Origin of the sequence: Diaphorobacter ruginosibacter (genome assembly GCF_014395975.1) — a bacterium.
Taxonomy (GTDB): Bacteria; Pseudomonadota; Gammaproteobacteria; order Burkholderiales; family Burkholderiaceae_C; genus Diaphorobacter_A; species Diaphorobacter_A ruginosibacter.
Genome location: NZ_CP060714.1, coordinates 5,128,489 through 5,147,337, shown reverse-complemented (window position 1 = coordinate 5,147,337; position 18,849 = coordinate 5,128,489). Strand labels below are relative to the sequence as shown.

14 protein-coding genes and 1 pseudogene are annotated in these 18,849 nt (G+C 67.1%); 5 read left to right on the top strand and 10 right to left on the bottom strand.

The window, feature by feature from the left end:
- Positions 1–103 precede the first annotated feature (103 nt).
- The 6 genes and pseudogenes from H9K76_RS23205 to H9K76_RS23180 all read right to left on the bottom strand — a co-directional run bounded on the left by H9K76_RS23205 (position 104) and on the right by H9K76_RS23180 (position 6,961).
- A complete protein-coding gene (locus tag H9K76_RS23205; RefSeq protein ID WP_187597581.1) occupies positions 104–979 on the bottom strand; it encodes an HpcH/HpaI aldolase/citrate lyase family protein in 876 nt (291 codons plus the stop codon).
- A 105-nt stretch (positions 980–1,084) separates the two neighbouring features.
- Positions 1,085–2,133, bottom strand: a pseudogene (locus H9K76_RS23200) (tripartite tricarboxylate transporter substrate-binding protein).
- A gap of 103 nt (positions 2,134–2,236) precedes the next feature.
- Positions 2,237–3,601, bottom strand: a complete 1,365-nt coding sequence (locus tag H9K76_RS23195) for an MmgE/PrpD family protein (RefSeq protein WP_187597579.1) — start codon at positions 3,599–3,601, stop codon at positions 2,237–2,239.
- A 32-nt stretch (positions 3,602–3,633) separates the two neighbouring features.
- Positions 3,634–4,854 carry a CaiB/BaiF CoA transferase family protein gene (locus H9K76_RS23190; protein WP_187597578.1) on the bottom strand — a complete coding sequence of 407 codons (1,221 nt, stop codon included), beginning with the start codon at positions 4,852–4,854 and terminating at the stop codon, positions 3,634–3,636.
- Positions 4,855–4,865: 11 nt separating this feature from the next.
- Positions 4,866–6,032, bottom strand: a complete 1,167-nt coding sequence (locus H9K76_RS23185) for an acyl-CoA dehydrogenase family protein (RefSeq protein WP_187597577.1) — start codon at positions 6,030–6,032, stop codon at positions 4,866–4,868.
- A 35-nt stretch (positions 6,033–6,067) separates the two neighbouring features.
- Positions 6,068–6,961: an HTD2 family dehydratase gene (locus tag H9K76_RS23180; protein WP_187597576.1), complete on the bottom strand. Its 894-nt coding sequence runs from the start codon at positions 6,959–6,961 to the stop codon at positions 6,068–6,070.
- A gap of 378 nt (positions 6,962–7,339) precedes the next feature.
- On the opposite strand from H9K76_RS23180, the gene pilV reads away from it, so the two are divergent.
- The 5 genes from pilV to ribD are packed head-to-tail and all read left to right on the top strand — an operon-like array spanning position 7,340 to position 12,934.
- Positions 7,340–7,885: a type IV pilus modification protein PilV gene (gene pilV, locus H9K76_RS23175; RefSeq protein WP_187597575.1), complete on the top strand. Its 546-nt coding sequence runs from the start codon at positions 7,340–7,342 to the stop codon at positions 7,883–7,885.
- 59 nt (positions 7,886–7,944) lie between these two features.
- A complete protein-coding gene (locus H9K76_RS23170; RefSeq protein WP_187597574.1) occupies positions 7,945–8,760 on the top strand; it encodes a PilW family protein in 816 nt (271 codons plus the stop codon).
- Between the two features lie 21 nt (positions 8,761–8,781).
- A complete protein-coding gene (locus tag H9K76_RS23165; protein WP_187597573.1) occupies positions 8,782–9,465 on the top strand; it encodes a pilus assembly PilX family protein in 684 nt (227 codons plus the stop codon).
- Between the two features lie 58 nt (positions 9,466–9,523).
- A complete protein-coding gene (locus H9K76_RS23160) occupies positions 9,524–11,746 on the top strand; it encodes a pilus assembly protein (RefSeq protein ID WP_187597572.1) in 2,223 nt (740 codons plus the stop codon).
- Between the two features lie 45 nt (positions 11,747–11,791).
- Entirely contained in the window at positions 11,792–12,934 is a 1,143-nt protein-coding gene (gene ribD, locus H9K76_RS23155; protein ID WP_246475214.1) for a bifunctional diaminohydroxyphosphoribosylaminopyrimidine deaminase/5-amino-6-(5-phosphoribosylamino)uracil reductase RibD, read from the top strand.
- Between the two features lie 36 nt (positions 12,935–12,970).
- Here ribD and H9K76_RS23150 read toward each other — a convergent pair whose 3' ends face one another.
- From H9K76_RS23150 to H9K76_RS23135, 4 genes are all read right to left on the bottom strand, one after another.
- On the bottom strand, positions 12,971–14,362 hold the full coding sequence (locus tag H9K76_RS23150; protein ID WP_187597571.1) for an L-serine ammonia-lyase: 1,392 nt from the start codon (positions 14,360–14,362) through the stop codon (positions 12,971–12,973).
- Between the two features lie 141 nt (positions 14,363–14,503).
- Complete coding sequence (locus tag H9K76_RS23145) at positions 14,504–15,409, bottom strand: hypothetical protein (RefSeq protein ID WP_187597570.1); 906 nt, start codon at positions 15,407–15,409, stop codon at positions 14,504–14,506.
- Between the two features lie 212 nt (positions 15,410–15,621).
- The gene (locus H9K76_RS23140; RefSeq protein ID WP_246475213.1) at positions 15,622–17,970 is read right to left on the bottom strand and encodes an ATP-dependent DNA helicase; all 2,349 of its coding nucleotides are present in this window, start codon (positions 17,968–17,970) and stop codon (positions 15,622–15,624) included.
- Positions 17,957–18,784 carry a hypothetical protein gene (locus tag H9K76_RS23135; RefSeq protein ID WP_246475211.1) on the bottom strand — a complete coding sequence of 276 codons (828 nt, stop codon included), beginning with the start codon at positions 18,782–18,784 and terminating at the stop codon, positions 17,957–17,959. Before H9K76_RS23135 ends, H9K76_RS23140 begins: the two co-directional genes overlap by 14 nt.
- Positions 18,785–18,849 lie beyond the last annotated feature (65 nt).

Sequence of the window (18,849 nt, the reverse complement as noted above, 5' to 3'; positions counted from 1 at the left end):
ATGCGCCCGGCCGATGGCTCCGGAACCGAAACCTGCGGGCAGCATACGTGCCCGGCCACGTGTCCGGAGTAGGAGATGGCCGCCAATGGCGGCGCAGGAGGTGTCAGTTGCGTGACGCGCCCATGCGCTGCTGCGCCCAGTCGTGCCGCGCGAGTGTCTGCTCCGCGAGCCTCAGCACCGGTGCATCGATCATCCGCCCCTCGACCACGCACACGCCGCCATCGGCCTGCTGCATGGCATGCCGGACCTTCCGTGCAAATTCCACCTCGGTCGCCGTGGGCGCGTACACCTCGTTCACGGCAGCCACCTGCGCCGGGTGGATGCAAAGCTTGCCGCCAAACCCCATGCGCTGTGCGCGCCGCGCGTCGCCGAGAATGCGCGGCGCATCACGCGTGTCGACGGTCACGCCGTCGATCGGCGGCGGCAGGTTCGCGCGGCGCGATGCGAGCACGATGGACATGCGAACCGGCAGCAGTTCGATTTCATCCGCCCCGCACTGCATGCGGGCATCCACCTGAAAATCGAGGTGACCAAAGGCGATGCGCGCCACCTGCGGCACGCGCGCGAGGACATCGACGGCATCCAGCCCCGCCACACTCTCGACCAGGGCCAGCAGCGCGCAGGCCTCACCGCCGATCCCGGCAATGCGCTCGAGCACTTCCGCCGACTCCGCCTTGGGCACGCAGCCACCCGCCACGCCCATCTGCACGAGCGCCTTGAGCGCCTGCACGTCCGCGCCGTGCCACGGCGTGCCGGCCGCGTTGATGCGAACCAGCAGGCGCGATCGATCGATCGCTGCCCATGCCCCGCATGCGGCCATCAGGGCGGTGCGAGCAGCATCCTTGTCGTACGGGGAAACGGCGTCCTCCCAGTCTGCAATCACCATGTCGGCACCCGAAGCGAGGGCCTTGGCGATACGGTCGGGACGGCTGGCGGGAACGAACAGGAAGGAGTTGGCGGAGGCAATCAGGGCGGACATGAAACAATCATCGGGCGGCCCCTCCCTTCGCCATCCCGGCGAAACGGGAATGGCAGGGGAAAAGGGTCGGAGGGAGGGAAGGAATGGAAAGAAGTAGGGCAGGCATCACTCCGCGCTGACGCCGGCCGCCCGGATCACCTTCCCCAGCGATCCACTTCGGCGGCCAGGTGCGTGCGCAGGCTCTCGGGCGTCGCCTTGTCCGGCGACACCAGGTCCGAACTCAGTTCGGCAATGCGCTTCTTCACGTTGTCGTCCACCAGGGCGGCATTCAGGGCCTTGTTCAGCTTCTCGACGACCTCCCGCGGCGTACCCTTCGGCGCGTACATGCCATGCCACACCTTCACGTCGAAGCCCTTGAGCCCCTGTTCGTCCAGCGTGGGAATGGCGGGCAGTGACGCGAGGCGCCTGGGCGTCGTCACGCCGAACACCTTGGCGCGCTTTCCGTCCTGGATCACGGGCACCGTCTGCGTGGTCTGGTCGCACAGCAGATCGACCTGCCCGCCCATCAGGTCGTTCATGGCCGGGCCCGCGCCCTTGTAGGGAACCGTGGTGAGCTTCACCCCCACCTGGTTCATGAACAGCAGGCTGCACAGCTGCGACACCGCACCCGTTCCCGCATGCGCCATGGTCACGCTGTCCTGGTGCTTCTTCACATGGTCGAGCAGCTCGGGGAAGGTGCTGGCCGGAAACTCCTTGCGCGAGAGCAGCGTCATCGGCACGTCGAGCACCTGCCCGATGTATTCGAAGTCCTTGAGCGGGTCATAGGGCAGCTTCTTGTACAGCGCGGGTGCCGTCGCCATGCCCATGTGGTGGATCAGGATGGTGTAGCCGTCGGGCCGGGCGCGCGCCACGCGCGCCGGTGCGATCGTGCCGCCCGCGCCCACGGTGTTCTCCACGACCACGGTCTGGCCGAGCGACTGGCCCATCGGCACGGCCAGCAGCCGCGCCACCACGTCGGTGGGACCGCCCGCGCTGTAGGGCACGACCATGACGATCGACTTGTCGGGGTATCCGGCAGCATGCGCCGAAATCGTGAACGCGCCCGCGAGCGCAAGGCCCGCAAATGCGCAGCCAGAGATGCCACGCACTGCGGTCAGCGGCTTGCGGCGCCCGACAGGCCATGCGAGGGAATGCGGAATGGACGTGAATGGCATGCTATGTCTCCTTGGAATGCTCTGTGGATGGGCCGTTTGCTGCGCGGTGGCATCAAACGGTGGCGGTTCTTCCTGCTTTTCTTCTCCGCGCGCCGTGCGTGTCTCAGCCGATCAACCGCACGACGTGCCTGGCCTTGGCAATGTCCCAGAGGCCCTGCACCGCCGCGCGCACCTTCTCTTCGGGCACGTCGCAGCCGTAGGCGGCAAGGCGCAGCGCCTTGTCCGTGATCTCCTGACGCGACAGCGTGTTGCCGGGGTCGCCCTTGGGTTCATCGACACGGCCGTGCAGCGTGCGGCCGTCCGTCGTCACCACGGTCACCTTGCCGATCCAGCGCCGGGGATAGGCGGTATCGACCTCGTCGTCGAGCACCATGTGCACCTTGTCGCGCAGCGCGACGGTGTCGGGAGCAAGGAACTGCTCGTCGAACTCCGTCAGGCCGGCATGGCCGAAACGCGCCGCGATGGCCAGTACCGTGCCCATCGAGAACTTGCTCTGGTGCACCGTGGCTGGCGACACCACGGGCCCCAGCACGTCGATCGCCCCCTGGTGCACATGGCAGGTGATCCGCGCGATGTCGGCCGGGGTCAGCTGGTTGCGCTCAAGCACCTGCAGCAGAGCGTCCGCCGCGGGATGCGTGTGGCGGCATGATGCATGCCACTTGAACGAGGTCTCGGGCGTGGCCCACCGCGTGCCCAGGCCGTCGGTCAGCCTGGAGGCATCCGCATCGGTGGACATGCCCGCGGCCATGCCCTGCGGGCCCGTGAAGATGTCCTGGGCGCCGGTGAAACCGTCGCGCGCAAGGTAGGCCGCAGCCAGGCCGGCCGATGCGGCATGTGCCGTATGCAGCTGCTTGCTGTCCGCCGCGGTGCGCAGGAACTCCCACAGGCCCGCCGCCTGCGTGCCTGCCGAGCCGAAGGCATGCTGCATCTGCTGCGGGGTGAGCTCCAGCAGGTTGCCGACAGCCGCAGCGGCGGCGATGGTGCCGACGGTGCCGGTGGTGTGGAAGATGCGGTAGTGGCTGCGGCCCATGAACTCGCCCACGCGGATGCCAACCTCGTAGCCGGCAACGCAGGCCGCCATGAAGCGCTCGCCGCTCGCGCCGATGCTCTGCGCCACGGCCAGCGCGGGCGGAAACACGACCGCGGCCGGATGGAACACCGATCCGTTGTGCACGTCGTCCTGCTCCGCCACATGCGACGCCGCTGCGTTCGCCATCGCGGCCATCATCGGCGACGTGCCTGCACGTTGCCCTATGACTTCGCAGTCGCCCTGGCGCGGCCCCTGCGAAAGCGCGAAACTGGCAAGGGCCCTCACCGGGCGCGCATTCTGTCCCGCAAGCACCGAGCCGAACCAATCCACGGCGAGGTCCTCGGCCTTGCGCTGCACCTCCTGCGGGATGTCCTGCCAGCGCAGGCTGGCTGCAAATGACGTCAGCGGTTGAATGCCGGCGACGGTTTCCTGTTTCATCACAATGTCTCCTGGTGACGGGCGGCCGGCATTCAGTCGGCCACCTTGCCGTGGTTCATCACGGCATCGATCTGCTCGCCGCTCAGGCCGAGCGAGGCCAGGATGCGGGCCGTGTGTTCGCCCACTGCGGGCACCGCATCCATGCGATAGTCGAACGCGCTGTTCAGGCCTGGCGGCAACAAGGCCTGCACGTCGCCAGCGGGGGTGTTCACCGTGCGCCAGCGCTGGCGGGCCTCGAGCTGCGGATGCGCCCAGAGCCCGGCCATGTCGTTCACGTGCGCATTGGCGATGCCCGCGGCATCCAGCCGCTGCACCACCTGCCCGGCGGTGAGCGCACCGAAGATAAGCAGGATCTCGGCCTGCAGTGCATCGCGGTTCCGGTTGCGCTGTGCGTTGCTGTCAAAGCGTGCGTCGCGGGCCAGCTCGGGGCGCTCCAGCACCTTGTCGCAGAACGCCTGCCATTCGCGTTCGTTCTGCAGTCCCAGCATCACGGTGCCGCCATCGCCCGCGACGAACGGGCCATACGGATAGATGCTGGCGTGCGATGCACCGGTGCGCGGCGGCGGCGGTGCGCCGTCGTGCGCGTAGTACATGGGATAGCCCATCCACTCGCCCAGCGCCTCGAGCATGGACACGTCGATGTGGCTGCCCTCACCCGTCCTCCCGCGCAGCAGCAGCGCCGACAGAATGTTGGTGTAGGCATACATGCCTGCCGCGATGTCGGCCACCGAGATGCCTGCCTTGCTCGGCGTCTCGGGCGTTCCCGTGATCGACAGAAAGCCGGCCTCGCTCTGGATCAGCAGGTCGTACGCCTTCTTGTCGCGGTAGGGGCCATCCGCCCCATAGCCGCTGATGTCGCAGACGATGAGCCTCGGGAATTGCACGCGCAGCGCCTCGAACGACAGCCCCATGCGCGCGGCGGCGCCCGGAGCGAGGTTCTGCACCAGCACGTCGGCCTCGCCCAGGAGCTGCATCAGCGCCTGGAGCGCCAGCGGCTGCTTGAGATCGAGCGCGAGGCTTTCCTTGCTTCGGTTGATCCAGGTGAAGTGCGACGACTGGCCGAGCACGCGCTGGTCGTATCCGCGCGCGAAATCTCCGGCCCCCGGCCGCTCCACCTTGATGACGCGCGCGCCCAGGTCGGCCAGCTGGCGCGTGCAGAACGGCGCGGCCACCGCATGCTCCAGCGACACCACGGTGATGCCGTCGAGCGGGCGTGGACCGCTGCCGCGGCCTGTGTTCTGGTGGGATGGCATGGCGGGCACCTTCAGAACGAGCGCGGCAGTCCGAGGATGTGCTCGGCCACGTACGAATAGATGAGATTGGTCGAGATCGGCGCGACCTGGTAGAGGCGCGTCTCGCGGAACTTGCGCTCCACGTCGTATTCGCTGGCAAAGCCGAAGCCGCCATGGAATTGCAGGCAGGCGTTGGCCGCCTCCCAGCTGGCCTTGGCCGCCAGGTACTTGGCCATGTTCGCCTGCGCCCCCATGGGCTCATGCCGGTCGAACAGCTCGCAGGCCTTCCAGCGCATCAGGTTGGCGGCCTCGATCTCGATGAACGCATCGGCGATCGGGAACTGCACGCCCTGGTTCTGGCCGATCGGCCGGCCGAACACCGTGCGGTCCTTGACGTAGTGGGTCACCCGGTCGATGAACCAGTAGCCGTCGCCGATGCACTCGGCCGCAATAAGCGTGCGTTCCGCGTTCAGCCCGTCGAGGATGTACTTGAAGCCCTTGCCCTCCTCTCCGATCAGGTTTTCCTCGGGGATCTCGAGGTTCTCGAAGAACAGCTCGTTGGTCTCGTGGTTGACCATGTTGAGGATCGGCCGCACGGTCATGCCGCTCTTCTCGGCCTCGCGCAGGTCAACCATGAAGATCGACATACCCTCGCTCTTCTTCCTCACGTCGGCGAGCGGCGTGGTGCGCGCCAGCAGGATCATCCAGTCGCTGTGCTGGACGCGGCTGATCCAGACCTTCTGTCCGTTGATGACGTAGCGGCCGTCCTTCTTCACCGCCGTGGTCTTGATCCGGGTGGTGTCGGTGCCGGTGCTCGGCTCCGTCACGCCCATGGACTGCAGGCGCCATTCGCCCGACGCGATCCTCGGCAGGTACTTCTGCTTCTGAGCCTCGGAGCCGTGGCGCAGCAGCGTTCCCATGTTGTACATCTGGCCATGGCATGCGCCGGAGTTGCCGCCCGAGCGGTTGATCTCCTCCATGATGACCGAGGCCTCGGCAAGCCCCAGTCCGGAGCCGCCGTATTCGGCGGGAATCAGCGCGGCAAGCCAGCCGGCCCGCGTGAGCGCATCCACGAATTGCTCGGGGTAGGCACGCGCCTCGTCCACCTTGCGGAAGTATTCATCGGGGAATTCCGCGCACAGCGCGCGGATGGCGTCGCGGATTTCGGGGTAGTTGTTCGAGAGTGTCTGTTCGATCATCGTTGTCTGTCTCGGCGGTTCGGAGGCCACTCGCCTCAGGCGAGTTCGGCGGTGCCCTGCATGGTCAGCCACCCATCGTGGTCCTGCGCCCAGAGCAGGACCGTGCGGCCGTCCGCGGACGGCCTGCCATGCACGCTGAAGGCGTTCAGGTCGAAGGTGGGACGCACGGCCTTGAACGAGAACGCGCGCACCGCCGCTCCCGGCAGATGACGGCGCAGCAGGTCGAGCAGCAGCGTGGCGATCAGCGGGCCGTGCACGATCAGGCCCGGATAGCCCTCCACCTCGGTCACGTACTTGCGGTCATAGTGGATGCGGTGGCCATTGAAGGTGAGCGCCGAATAGCGGAACAGCAGCACGTCGTCCGGCACGATCCGCCGCGACCATGCCGCCTGCCCGTCCTGCGGCGGCCTCTGCGGTACAGGCTCGGGGGCGCCGGGTGCCGCAGCCGCGCGGTAGACGATGTCGTGCTCCTCGGTCAGCGCAAGGCCGCGCTCATTGGAAAAGCGGTGCTCCACCAGCACGAACAGCAGTTCGCCCGATCGTCCTGCCTTGTGATCGACGGACCGGATGGTCGAGACACGTTCGACGCTCTGCCCGACCTCCAGCGGGTTGCCCGTCTCCCACACGAGCCGGCCGCCGGCCCACATGCGGCGCGGCAGCGGTACGGGGGGCAGGAAGCCGCCGCGGGTCGGGTGGCCGTCAGCGCCGATCTCGCTCTGGCGCGCATGCGGAAGAAAGTACAGCCAGTGCCAGAGTGGCGCGATCACCGTGCCCGCCCCTGGCGCGGCATCATCACGGTCGAGCGTGGCCGAGAGGCTGCGCACGGGCGCGGGGGTGATCAGGTCAGGGGTGGTTTCGCTCTTGCCGATCCAGCTGCGCAGGTGCGCCAGTTGCTTGTCATCGATCGTCGGAGGTGGGATATCGCTCATGCATCGCCTGGGAGTGCACGGCGCTCACCAGGAAGGCGAACGCCGCTCGGGTCAAAAAAAGAGGTTTCCATCTTGCAATGCGGGGGATGGCGCGCAATCGCATAGTTCGCAAGCGCCCCTTTCACAAACTGAAAGACCCTCACGCGGCATGGAAGCAACCATGTCCTGCCCGCCCGTGCACTGACTTCCCGCAGTGGCGTCGCATGGCGCGCTCCGACGCGGCCCGGCATTGAAAAACATCAATCAACGTCGCGAATCTGGAATCAATTGCAGTGATCTTCAGCCAACGGCGTTTCGAATCCGTCCACACGGCGGCTCAATAGCACCCTCGATGACGCACTCCCGTCATCGCCCTTTTCCTTTGATGTGTGGAATTCCATGCCCATCCGTAGCCATCAAGACGGAACCGCGCTGCTCGAAGCCCTGGCCGCCCTGCTGATCGTCAGCCTCGGCCTGTTCAGCGTGATCTCCATCCACATGCGCACCCTGCGGGATGCACAGGCGGGCATCCGCCGTTCGCAGGCCATCCGGCTGATCGAGGACCTGGGGGAGCGCATCCGCGCCAACCCACGGGCCTCCGAGCACGTCTCCATCTACACCTCCGAGGCCGTGCCCGGCAGCGCGGATGCCTGCCTTTCCCTCCCGTGCACCACTGCCCAACTGGCGCAAAGCGATACGGCGCAATGGCACGAGGCCGTCGATTCCACCCCGGGCATGGGCAAGGCGCTCGTCTTCGCCGTCGACGATGCGGCTCCCCACGGAACACGGCAGATCGGCGTGCTCATCGCATGGAAATCCGATGTCCTGCCGTCTGGGGAAGACAGGTTCGAGGCGGCCCAGGAGCATGCCTGCCCGGCCGACCATGCCTGCTACCTGCAAACCATTTCCCTGCCTCCTCCATGCCCGGCGGGAGCATGCAGATGACGCCTCCCCTGCCCAGACATCCCAGGTGCCTTCCCACGGGAGCGGCATTGCTGGAAATCATGATCGGGCTCGCCATCGGACTGCTGATATGCGCGACGGCGCTCAATGCACTGCACATCTCCCGGGCGCTTTCGGAGATCACCGGCGACGCGATCGCCATGCAGCAGGATGCCACCACCGCTCTGCGCATCATCGGATTGCAGATCCGCCAGGCGGGCAGCGCAGCGCTCGATCTGCAACCCGCCCTCTCCGCAGGAGACGCCACTCAGCAAGGCGCCGTGGTGTTCGAGCCAGCGCCCGAGGCCCGCCCGGACGCGAACGGCACTCCGACGATGGGGCCCTCCGTTGCCGCACCCGTGGTAGCGAAATCCACGGGCGCCACGCTGCAGTTGCGCCACGCCAATCCCACCGAGGACCTCTTCAAGAGCCCCAACAGCACGATCCGGGGATCCCAGCAGCATGACTGCCTGGGCCAGAACACGAGCAATCGCCTGCTCGCAAGCATCATCACCAGCACCTTCTTTGTCCGGGACGGCCAGTTGATGTGCACCGGAGTGGCCGGCTCTCCCCAGCCCATGATCAGCCACGTGAAAGGTTTCGCGGTACGCATGCTGGTCCAGTCTTTTGACCAAAAGCAAGAAAGCGAATACTCACTTTTTTATGTTGATGCAAGCGACCTCGACTCCGCCATGGTGGCCAGGGGGCGAGCCGTCGTCCGCGCGGTCGAGGTCTGCCTGGAAATCGAAAGTCCGCGTGCCGCCCTGCCGGACACCCACCGTCCCTACCGGCGATGCAACGGCGAACAGCCCGTCCGGAGCCACCGGCTGGTCCATGTCACGCGCCATCTGTTCGCCATCCGGCCTCAGGGGTGGTGACCCATGCGGCACATGCGATACATGCGACATACCGCCGCCCCGTCCCGGGCCGAGAGAGGGCTGTCGCTTCCCGTTGTGATGGTCATCGTGCTGATGACGATGCTGCTGGCGATCGGCTCGGCCCGTGTCACGCTGTTCCATGAACTCCTCATCCGCAACGATGCCGACTACCAAAGGGCGTTCGAGGCCGCAGAGGCCGCACTGCTGGACGCGGAGATGGATATTCGCGGCCTTGGCGCGGACGGCCGCAGGGCAGCGGCGGAGCACTTCCCGTCCGATGCATCCGAGCTGGCGGACATGCTCGCCCGGCTCGATGGTCTTCCCACCGGCTGCCGCTCCGGTATCTGCAGGAAAAGAAGTGGTGCCCAGGATTTCTGGAACGACCCCGAGCGTCTTGCCCTGATGCTGGCCGACGATACCGCCGCGCGCTACGGCCAATACACGGGCGCGACGGCCGGTGCTTCGACCCATCCGTTGTTCGCAGGTCAGGACTCTCCAGACGCCTGGTACTGGGTCGAAGTGCTGCCCTATGCCGGTGGCCAGATTGCGCTGCTTGCCGGATACGAAGGCTCGGCACACATGGCCGCCCATGCGCCCGACCCCCAGCGCCCATGGATCTACCGCATCACCGCATTGGCACGCGGCAGAAAAAGGGGAACCGAAGTGGTGCTGCAGTCGATCGTGACGCTGCGGCCGCAAGAGTGAATCCATGAATCCGATCCGAACACGTCAGGCACGGAAACCGGGGAGAGAAGGAAAATCCATGCTCCGCATCACCAATGGCCCGCAGGCACTGATCCTGGGCATCTTCGCCGGCATCGGCCTTGCACGGGCACCGCACGCGGAGCCGTTGCCGCTTTCGCAGGCACCCGCCGAGGCCACATTGCGGTGCACAGAGGCTGTCAGCGGCATCACCACGGTCAGCGGAATGCCGGCCGGCACCGGCTTCGCCAGTGCCTACAACCCGCAGGCCTGGTCCGGCTACCTGTTCGCCCACCGCGTCTTCGCCGCTCCTTCCGCAGCCCATCCCCTTGCCATCGAACCCCATCCCGATTGGGGCGTCACCGCCGACCGCCCCTGGCGCCCCCACCGCACCACCGCGGACCGCCTCGACGCCTTGCCCGGCATCGACGGGCGCCTGATCCTCTCGCACAACGGCGAACACGGCGTGCCATTCCGATGGACGATCGAGGAAGGCACACAGCTTTCCAGAACCCAGCAAGGGATGCTGCAGCCGCCGGACCGCGATGCGGACCACGGGCCACGCCTGCTCGACTATCTTCGCGGAGCGCGCACCCATGAATCCGCCAGCGCCGCGAGCGGCTTTCGCCCGCGCGCATCCCGCCAGGGCGACATCGTGCACTCGCGGATCTGGCATGTGGGCAGGCCGGCCGCGGAATATGCCGACAAAAGCTATCGCGAGTTCGCTGCGCGCCATGCGAACCGGCCCGCGATGCTCTACGTGGGCGGCAACGACGGCATGCTGCATGGCTTTGCCGCCGCCACCGGCGAGGAAATCATCGCCTATGTGCCGCAGGGGGTCTACCGTCACCTGCCGCTGCTGGCCGACCATGCTTACACCCACCGCTACCTTGTCGATGGTTCACCTTTCACCGGGGACGCGGACCTGGGAACGACGCTCGGAGCCCCGGCGTGGAAGACGCTGCTGATGGGTACCCTGGGTGCGGGAGGGCCCGGATACTTCCTCCTCGACGTCACCGACCCCGGGTCGGATCGTTTCCGTGAATCGCTGGCCACGGACTTGGTGGTGATGGACCGCACCGATGGCAGCGACCCGGACATCGGCCACATCTTCGCCCACCCCACGCCGAGCGAAGCAAATGCACGGCGCACGCTGCAGATCACGCGGACCAACAACCGCCGCTGGGCGGCCATTGTGGGCAATGGCTACAACAGCCGCCGGGAACGCCCGGTATTGCTGGTGCAGTATCTCGACGGCCTGCGCGAGCTGCTGAAAATGGAGGCGGTGCCCACGGGACCGGAAGAGCCCGGGAATGGGCTTTCCGCCCCCCAGTTCCTCGACGTCAATGGCGACGGGATTCCCGATTTCGTCTATGCAGGAGACCTTCAGGGCAACCTCTGGAAGTTCGACATTGCAGCGGCGTCCGACAGCCGCTGGCATGTCGCCAACCAGGGCGCCGCGCTGTACTCGGCGGCACGTGATGGCAGACCCCAACCCATCACTGCGGCCCCCGTGCTGCGCGTGCATCCGCAGGCCGGCGGCCTGCTGGTCGCCTTCGGCACCGGCCGCGCCCTGACCGACGCGGATCGCAGCGACCACTCGGTGCAGTCTGTCTACGCCATCATGGATTACACGCGCTATGCGCTTGCCGGGCAGGGGGCGGATCAAGGCAAGGTCGTCATCGATGCCTCACTCCCCCGCCGGCCCACAGCGCCACGTTCTCGCAGCGAGCTCATGGAGCAGAAGCTACGGGACGGCGACCGCCCGGCCGGCCCGTCGTATGGGTCCGTCCAGAGTACGCCGTTCGCCTACTGCGTCGAGACACCCTGTTCCGCGGACCAGCGCAAGGGCTGGTACGTCGACTTGCCCCAATCACGCGAGCGCGTGCTGCAGAGCCTGCGCTTTCCCGATGGAGGTCAGGTGCTGGAGATCATCAGCCAGGTTCCTGCCCAGCCTTCGTCGGCCAAGGCACCCCAGGCGAGCCCTGCCACGGCCCCGGCACTCGCGCAGCCCTGCGAGGATGTTCCAGGCAGCGCCAGAACCTACCGCACCTGGATCCACATCGCCACGGGCGCACCGTCACAAGCCCGCACGATGGATGCCGACGGTGATGGCCGCATCACCGCGGATGACGGCCACGTGGTGCGCTCCACAGCCCCCGCGCACGAGATCCGGCTGACAACGCGGACGGGCGAGAAGCGCATCGGCCTCGACGGACAGGGCGACACCACGAGCAGCATCCCGACCATCATGCTGCGGCCCGGCTGGCGCCATCTCAAGTGATGTGAATCCCTGGGCCAGGCGCCCCTCAAGTAACATGGCATCGCCATGACAAGCCACGACGCTCCCACCCCCGACATTCCCGACGCCCACGACCCCATGCAGCAGGCGCTGGCCCTCGCTGCCCATGCACTCTACATATCCAACCCCAACCCGCGCGTGGGTTGCGTGATCGTCGCGCACGATGGCCACACGGTGCTCGGCAGCGGCTTCACCCAGCGCGCGGGCGGCCCGCATGCGGAGGTGATGGCCCTTCGGGATGCGGCCGCGAGGAACCATGACGTGCGTAGTGCAACGGCCTATGTCACGCTCGAGCCCTGCTCCCACCATGGGCGCACGGGCCCCTGCTGCGACGCGCTGATCGCCGCGGGCATCGGCCATGTGGTCGGAGCGATCCTCGACCCCAATCCGCGCGTCGCGGGACAAGGGTTCGAGCGGCTGCGTGCGGCGGGCGTCACCGTGGACATCGACGCCCGCGCCGGCAAGCAGTCCAGGGCGCTGAACATCGGCTTCTTCAGCCGCATGGTGCGCAAGCAGCCCTGGGTGCGGCTCAAGGCGGGCATGTCGCTCGACGGAGCCACGGCGCTCGCGAACGGCGAAAGCCAATGGATCACCGGCGAAGCCGCCCGCGCCGACGCGCACCATTGGCGGGCCCGCGCCTGCGCCATCCTCACCGGCGTCGGCACCATGCTGGCCGACGACCCGCTGCTCAATGTGCGCAACATCGACACGCCCAGGCAACCGCGCCTCGTGATCGTGGACAGCCAGCTGCGCACGCCCCCCGGTGCCAAGGCGCTCGCCGTGCCGCGCGAAGTGCTCATTTATTGCGCGCATCCGGATGCGGCACGCCGCGCGGCCCTGGAAGCCCGGGGCGCCACGGTCATCGTCCTGCCGGATGCGCACGGACGCGTCGACCTGCAGGCCATGCTGCAGGACCTGGGTCAACGCGAGGTCAACGAATTGCATGTGGAAGCCGGAGGAACACTGAACGGCGCACTGGTGCAGGCGCACCTCGTGGACGAGTGCCTGCTCTACATGGCGCCACGCATCCTGGGCAAGGGCCAGGGCGCGTTTTCAGGCCTTGCGCTGCCGCAGCTGAAGAACGCACCGACGCTCGCGTTCCAGGAGATCACGCAGGTGGGAGCGGACCTGCGGATCCGGGCCATCGCCGAAGGACACGACGCGTTCTAGAGCATCTTCCCCAACCTGGACATAGCCAGCACGCGCTCAGCACTCCACGATATTGACGGCCAGCCCGCCGCGCGAGGTTTCCTTGTACTTGGTCATCATGTCCGCGCCGGTCTCGCGCATGGTCTTGATCACCTGGTCCAGGCTCACATGGTGGGTGCCATCCCCGCGCAGCGCCATGCGCGCGGCGTTGATCGCCTTCACCGCCGCCAGGGCATTGCGCTCGATGCAGGGAATCTGCACCAATCCTCCCACCGGATCGCAGGTCAGGCCCAGATGGTGCTCCATGCCGATCTCGGCGGCGTTCTCCACCTGCTCCGGCGTGCCGCCCAGCACCGCGCACAGGCCGGCGGCGGCCATGGAGCAGGCCACGCCGACCTCCCCCTGGCATCCCACCTCGGCGCCCGAGATCGAGGCGTTCTCCTTGTAGAGAATGCCCACGGCGCCGGCGGTGAGCAGGAAATCGATCACGCCCTGTTCGGTCGAGTCCTTGATGAAGCGCGTGTAGTAATGCAACACCGCCGGCACGATCCCGGCGGCCCCATTGGTGGGTGCGGTCACCACGCGGCCGCCTGCTGCGTTCTCCTCGTTCACGGCGAGCGCGAACAGGTTCACCCAGTCGATCACCTGCAGGGGGTCGTCGTTCACATCGGGGGCGTTCACCAGGGCCTGGTGCAGCGCGGGTGCGCGACGCCGCACGCGAAAGCCGCCCGGCAGCTCGCCACCCGTGCCGCAACCGCGCGCCACGCAGGCCTGCATGGCCCGCCAGATGGTGAGCAGCCCGGCGTCGATCTCCGCGTCGCTGCGCCAGTGCCGCTCGTTCGTGCGCATCACGCGGGCCATCGAGCCGCCATGCGCACGCGCCTGTGCAAGCAGCTGTTCACCGCTGTGGAATGGCAACGGCAGCATGTCGGTGTCGGGGGCGATGGCCGCCTGGCGCTGCGCATCGCCGGCCGCCTCCTCGCTCACGATGAAGCCACCGCCCACGGAGTAGTAAACCTGCGAGTCGAGCTGCACGCCCTCGGCGTCCCAGGCCTCGAAGCGCATGCCGTTGGCGTGAAAGGGCAAGGTGACCGAAGCGTCGAGCACCAAATCGACGCCTTGCCGGAATGCGATCTCCGGGCCGTCCGGCAGCGGCAGGCGCCCGTCCTTGCGTACGCGCGCGATGAAGCCGTCGACGGCATCCACATCCACAGTGTCGGGTGCGAACCCCGCCAGCCCCAGCATCACCGCGATATCGCTGGCATGCCCGCGGCCCGTGGCGCCCAGGGAACCATAGAGCACACAGCGTATGCGCGCCACATGGGCAAGCTGCGGCTCGCCGCGCGCCAGGCGCTGCACGAATTGCCGCGCCGCGCGCATCGGGCCCACCGTATGCGAACTCGAAGGCCCGATGCCAATCTTGAAAAGATCAAAAACACTGACCGCCATGCCAACGTCTCCCGCGCGAATGCGATGTGATGCCGCCGATTGTGACCGGGATTGTGACCGGAATCGGCCGCCCGTACACCCGCGTGGAGATCGTCTTGGGCGCCTCTGCAAGACCCTCGCCAGATGGCAGGGAGTTTTGCACTAGCGCTGCAGCGGCAGGATTTCGATCTGGCCGTCCTTGTTTTCCCTGCGGTCGATCGGCTGCGCTGCGGCGTCCTGGCGGGCCTGCAGCTTGGCGGCCTGCAGCTCCGCGGATTCCTCCACCGGCTGGTCCTTGTAGTAGATGCCGGTGAAATCGCCGTTCGGTCCCGCGACGCGCTTGACGTACAGGACATCGTCGGCGCTCTGCGGCGTCGGGCCCGCCCAGCCTTCTCCGTCGTTGATGCTGATGTGGAAGAAGTTCACTCGCACGGCAGTACCGTCCGACGCGTACTTCAGGCACATCGTCAGCCCCGAGTTCGGGCCGCTGGTCAGGTTCTCGCAGCTGTAGGTACGGTCCCGCGATGCCATCGCACCGGTTCCGTAGTCCGAGCCCCGGACGGCGTCGGTGAGGGAGAAATAGTCGAGCTTGTCCTGCGCCGAACCATTGGGGCTCACGGACGAGAGCATCCAGATGCCGCGCAACTGTGCGGCCGCATTCGTGTAGCCGAAATTGAAGCGCGAGATCTCCTTCTCGGGCTCGTTCGGGAACGTGATGTAGCCCTTGGTGCCCGAGATGAAGCGCATGCTGACGGTGCCGGCATTGCCATCCTCCCGTCCGATGCGGTCACCGCTGCCGAAGTAGCGGCCGTCGCGGTACTTGTTGAGCACGCCGCTGTAGGCATTGTTGGCCAGGGGGCCCGCGCTGAGATAGAACATCGGGTAGCCGCTGGTGTCATAGGCATACATCTGCATGACCAGCGTGCCGTTCTGCACATCCAGCCCGAAGCCGCGACCCGGCCGGCCGTTGTTCTCGGCAGTGACAACCCAGGTGCCTGCCTGGGGAGCGAAGGCGTGGGCCAGGCCCCAGCCGAGCATCGCGCCCGCGATGATGATTTTTCTGAACATCTTCTTCCACCTTCCTGTGTGGTCCATCCGTCATCTGTACATGTCCGGCGACGGGGTCGAGGAGCGCTCCAACGCGCGTCGCCAGGGTTCATGCGGCCGATGATAAGTGCGTTGCCGCATGCGGCTGTGCAAGATGCGGCGTTGTCCGACACGGTTCGGCCTCCGTTGACAGCGTACAGGTAACGTTTTGAAAGCCCCTTGAAAACGCTGTGTCAGCGCGATGCACCCCGCAGCTCCCACCAGGCGGGCAGCAGCCGCCTGACTTCGGTGCGCGCGAACCGGTCGTCCATGAGATGCACCACGCCCCGGTCCTGCGGCGTGCGGATCACGCGGCCCGCCGCCTGCACCACTTTCTGCAGGCCCGGGTAAAGATAGGTGTAGTCATGGCCGCGCCCCGCGAACAGCGTGTCCATGCGCTGACGGATCTGCTCGTTCACCGCGTTGAACTGCGGCAGGCCCAGGGTGGCGAGAAAGGCACCGATCAGGCGGTGGCCGGGCAGGTCTATGCCTTCGGCAAAGGCTCCCCCGAGTACCGCGAAGCCAATGCCCTGGCTGGTTTCGGTGAAGCGCGCCAGGAACTCGCGCTGCTGCACCTCGGCCATGCGGCGCGACTGCAGCCAGTGCGGTATCTGCGGATGCCGGCGGCCCAACGCTTCCGCCACCTGCTGCAGGTAGTCATAACTGCTGAAGAACGCCAGATAGTTGCCGGGCCGCTCGCCGAATTGCCGAGCGATCAACTCCACGACCTGGGCCGTGGATTCGCCGCGATGCGCATAGCGTGTGGAGATGTGGCGCGCTACCCTCACCTCCAGCTGGTCGGCGCTGAAGGGCGAGGCCACTTCGAGCGCGACATGGTTCTGCGGCAGGCCCAGCAGGTCGGCATGGAAATGCATGGGCGAGAGCGTCGCCGAGAACAGCGTGGCGGCATGCACGGCTTCCCAGCGGCTGGCGAGGTGTGGCGCGGGCACAAGGTTGCGGATGCTGATGTCGCTCCCGGGCGCGCGGGCGCTCGTGCGGGCTTTGGCGCTGGCGTTGGTCTTCGCATCCGGCTTGCGCCGCTGCTGGTCGATGAGCGAATGGTCGCCCATGCTCTCCAGCAGGCGCAGCACCTGCAGCACTTCCATCTGGAAGCCGTGCAACTCGGCGTCCACCGTGTCGGGGTGGTCTGCAAAATGTTCACCGACCGCCTGCATGCACTGGGCGAGCGCGCCTTGCAGGGCCTCGGGAAACACCGCGTGCACGGCGTAGTCGTCTGCCTGGGTCGTGTCCAGCGCGGCCCACTGCTTCTTGACCGCGGCCAGCGCCTTCTTCACGCGCGGCGCGGCGGCGGCCGTGGGTGACTCCATGGCCTGTTTCAGCGCATCGGGAGTGAGCACGGCGCTGAACATGCCGCGCGCGCGGTCCATGAGGTTATGGGCCTCGTCCACCAGCAGCGCCACGCGCCAGTCATTGGCCTGCGTGAGCGCGAGCAGCAGGCCTCCGAAATCGAAGAAATAGTTGTAGTCGCCGACGACCACGTCCACCCAGCGCGCGAGTTCCTGTGACAGGTAGTACGGGCAGATGCCATGCACCAGCGCAACCGAGCGCACGCTCTCCTGGTCAAGCAGTTGCGCGGGCTCCGCCAGGGCATCGGCGCGCGCCTCGGGCAGCCGGTCGTAGAAGCCACGCGCCAGCGGGCAGGCATCGCCGTGGCAGGCGCTGCCAGGGTTCTCGCAGGACTTCTCGCGCGCCACCATCTCCAGTACGCGGATCGATGCGGCCCCCTGCTCCCGCAGGTCACGCAAGGCATCGAGCGCCAGTTGCCTGCCCGATGTCTTGGCCGAGAGATAGAACAGCTTGTCGATCTGCCGGCCCGGCAGGGCCTTGAGCGCGGGAAAGATCGTGCCCGCCGTCTTGCCGATGCCGGTGGGTGCCTGCGCGAGGAGCACGCGGCCCTGTGTGGTGGCGCGGTACACGGCCTCGGCGAGATCGCGCTGGCCGGTGCGGAATTCCCGGTGCGCGAAGGCCAGGCTGCGCAGCGCCCGATCGCGAGCCTCCCGGTGCGCCGCCTCCTGCCGCGCCCAGGCGATGAAGCGACCGCACTGCAACTCGAAATGCCCGCGCAATGCGTCGGCGGTCCACGACTCGACGAATTCCGTTTCGCGCTCCGAATCGATGTCGAAATAGACCAGCGCGACATCGATCTTCTCAAAGCCGCGCGCCACGCACATGAGCCAGCCGTACACCCGCGCCTGCGCCCAGTGCAGCTCGCGCAGCGCCGCGGATTGCCGGTCGAGGCGGCCCTTGTGCGTCTTGATTTCCTCGATGCGATGCCGCCCGGCGTCGAAGCCATCGGCACGGCCGCGCACCTCCAGTTGTTCGAATCGGGCAGACAGCGTGATTTCACTCTCAAAGTGCTCGCCGCGCCGGGCAGCCACCTTGCGGTGCCCGTCCATGCCCTCGAGCGCTGTCGGCGCGGGGGTGAAGCGCAGATCCAGGTCGCCCTGCTTGGCGGTGAAGGCGCAGAGCTCACGCACCGCAATGCGAAAGTCAGGCGCGCCCATTGCGTCAGGCGGGACCATCGTCCGCCGCCCCCAACTGCCGCTGAATGCGCGCCTCTTCGTCGAAGCGCTCGGGGGTCGCCTTGCACAGCGTCATCCATACCGCGAATGGAAGCGTGCAGGGTGCGTGGCGCGGCGCGCGCAGCAACTCGAAGCGGCCATTCTCGGGATCACCGTGCAGCACCCAGACCCCGAATTCCTGGGGCAGCTCCTCGGGCTCGGCAATGCCCTTGGGAAACACGTAGCAGCATTCCTCGCTGAGCCATTGGTAGGCGCGGCGCTTGGCCTGGTGGCGCAGATCGGAGAGCAGATCGGCGCGGCTGGCCTTCACCTCGTGCACCACCGGCTGAAGATAGCTTTGCACCGAGGTATTGCGGATGGAAAACAGATCGGGCCGCGCCACGCGCCACACCCGCCGGGCGGCGCGCACCACGGGCGCCGGCAGCGCGGCGTCGTCGCCGAACAGCATGGCAGCGGCATCGGCCGGTGCGGGAGGGTTCGTCTGGTGCGGCTCGTCCGCCTCCACGGCCGCGCGCAACGCCAGCTCGCGCCAGACGATGCGCCCCGCAGGCAGCAATTGCTGCTGCGTGAACCGGTGCGCGATGCGGTCATGCAGGCTCGCCGAACGCTGACCCTGCTCGCGCGCCATGGCAAGCCGGTGCAGGGCCAGATCGGTCAGGCGCAGAATCTCGTGGCCTTCGGCTGACACCTGCTTCGCGAGCAGCCCTGCGGCCAGCAGTTCCAGCTCCACCACGTCCTGGCACGGCCAGCCCGCCGAGCGCCAGATCTGCATCAGGCGCGTGCGGTGGTGGCGGGAGAGTACGGATGTGGGCATGAAAAATGGCTGCAAAACACTGATTATAAAAACAGTATATTGCAGCCCCTTCACGCGCCCTCTTC